Annotated in this window: 3 protein-coding genes; 1 reads left to right on the top strand and 2 read right to left on the bottom strand. The window is 52.0% G+C overall.

Features of this window, described 5'->3' with window-relative positions; all coding sequences use genetic code 11:
* Positions 1-115 precede the first annotated feature (115 nt).
* On the bottom strand, positions 116-991 hold the full coding sequence (locus AC0QH1_RS00775) for an ABC transporter permease (RefSeq protein WP_324628815.1): 876 nt from the start codon (positions 989-991) through the stop codon (positions 116-118).
* A 153-nt stretch (positions 992-1,144) separates the two neighbouring features.
* Positions 1,145-2,164, bottom strand: coding sequence for an ABC transporter ATP-binding protein (locus AC0QH1_RS00770; RefSeq protein ID WP_324628817.1), 1,020 nt, complete (start codon positions 2,162-2,164; stop codon positions 1,145-1,147).
* A gap of 59 nt (positions 2,165-2,223) precedes the next feature.
* Here AC0QH1_RS00770 and AC0QH1_RS00765 point away from each other — a divergent pair.
* On the top strand, positions 2,224-2,419 hold a 196-nt coding region (locus tag AC0QH1_RS00765), incomplete at its 3' end, for a hypothetical protein (RefSeq protein WP_324628814.1).

Genomic DNA, 2,419 nt, shown 5'->3' with positions numbered 1-2,419 from the left:
TGGTCTTCTGGTCAGGTGAGCTTGGGAAAATAAAGTCTTACCAAGCCCCTCCCTTTAGGGATGGGGTTCCTGACAGACTTGTCACGCTCAACCATTTATGATATAGACCATTCTACTAAGCAAATGTTCTCCGCAGTAAGGGTTGAATGCTCAACAGTGCCAATGCGGCAAATCCCGCCAACACCCCTAAGGCCCCGCCAAAGGTGACGTCACCCCAAGGAGCTTGCATCACCACACTTCCCCAGGACCAGTCCCCATGCAGGTACAGATAGCGAATGGGTTCGATCGCGTAGCTGAGCGGATTTAAAGACGCCACCACTTGCAACCATTTCGGCATAAACGACAGGGGCGCTAAAGCAGTGCTGGCAAACAGCAGGGGCAAATTAATCACAAAAATCACGGCAATTAATTCCACGTGCCCCGGTAGGGCAAAGGCAAAACCCAGGCTCAATCCCGTGACGCTCAAAACCAGCAGGAAGGTAATTAAGGCGATCGTTGCCAGACCCAATCCTCCGGGCAATCCGGCCCCCATAAACGCACCCGCCGTCACGATAACCGCCGTCTGAATGAAGCTGAGTACCATAATATATGCCGCCGAAGCAACCACAATCGAAAATCGACTGGATAATGGTGCCACCAACAAGCGATTTAAAAACCCGAATTCCCGGTCAAACATCACCGGCAACCCGGCATTCAGCGCCCCGGAAAATGCGGTAAATACAATCACTCCCGCCCCGAGAAATTGCGCGTAATTAATATTATCCCCAAACATGCCTTGCGGGGCATTTTGGAACAGCGCCCCAAACAAAATCAACCACATCAACGGTTGAATAATGCCGGCAATTAAGGTGGAAGGACGTCTCTGTAGTTGGATAAACAGCCGTTTGGTCAGGGCAAGGGTTTCTTGCACAAAATCCCCCACGGGATTGCTTCTGGCAGTTTGCAGCGCGCCACGGGCGCTGGGATTGGTTGGACTAACAGTTTGACTCATAATGACTAATGATTAGGGAACAGTTTATTCTGGCAAATCCTCGGTTCGAGGGTTTCAGACCTCGCTGAGGAAAGCGGTGGGAAAATGATTTTCCCACAGGTTCGCACTGCTATGGTTTCAGTGTGAATCGCTTCCCTACAATTGTCCTCTAACTTAGCGCATATTTTGTTTGCGTTCTTTTTTCGGATCCCGGGTTCCGGCGGCGGCGAGTTCCGCATCCATCAGGGTTTGACCGGTGGCGGTGAGGTAAACGTCATCCAAACTCGGGCGGGATTGGGCAATGCCAAAGGTGGGCAAACCCCCATCGCGCAAGGCTTGTTGAATGTTGCTCAAGGCGTCGCTTTGCGGTTTGACCACTAGGTTGAGGGAGTTCCCTTGGGCGTTGTTAATCACGATTTCTTCCACGAAGGGCAAGGGTTCGAGCAAGGATTTGGCTTTTTGCGCTTCTTCGATGGGGGAGAATTCGCGGATGCGCAGGGTAATGCGATCGCCGCCGATTTTATCTTTCAGTTCCGAGGGGCTTCCCACATCGATGATTTTCCCCTTATCCAGAATGGCGACGCGATTGGCGAGGGCGTCAATTTCTTCCAGATAATGGCTGGTAATCAACACTGTGGTGCCATTTTCCCGCAACTGGCGCAGGAACGACCACACCGCAATCCGACTTTCGATATCCAATCCCACGGTGGGTTCGTCCAATACCAGCACGTCAGGTTCGTGCAGCAATCCCGCCGCTAAGTCCAGGCGCTTTCGCATCCCCCCGGAATATTTCCCGGTTTGCGTGTTCGCCCACTCTTCGAGTCCCAATAAACTCAGCATGGCGTTGATTCTGTCTCTTGCCAAGGGTTTGGGAATGTGGTACAATGCCGCCTGCAGTTCCAGCAGCTCTCGCCCGGTAAGCACCTTGTCCAAGGCCACCTCCTGCGCCACATACCCGAGGCGCTGTCGGGCCGCTTTCGGATCGGCCACTACATCGATGCCAGACACCTCTAGGCGACCTGCATCTGGGGTGGCTAGGGTACACAAACACCGGATTGTCGTGGTTTTGCCCGCCCCATTCGGTCCGAGCAACCCGAAGATTTCTCCGGGTTGGATTTCAAAGGTGACCTCTTTGACCGCTTCGATCGCGCCGTAGCGCTTTTGCAGATTCTCGATTAAAATAGCTGGAGCCATGCGTTTCTTAAGTCCGAGTTGATACAAATCTACACATTCCTTCATATTATTTTAATGCTTTGGCGGCAGATGGGTCAGCTTGGAATGTTATCATCAGATTGTTGCAGGGTGACTCTGCTGAAACCGAGGCGTTGCCCAGCAAGTTTAAGCAATTTATGCAATGCGTAAGTTCCCTGCTTGCCCCATCGACCTTAATTCCACTTTATGCCAATTTCCCGGATTTGTCAATCAATCAGTTAGGCCACCAATTTTCCA

The organism is Phormidium sp. CCY1219 (assembly GCF_055795085.1).
Note: the sequence above shows the minus strand (reverse complement) of the source record. Positions and strands in the feature narration are given on the sequence as shown.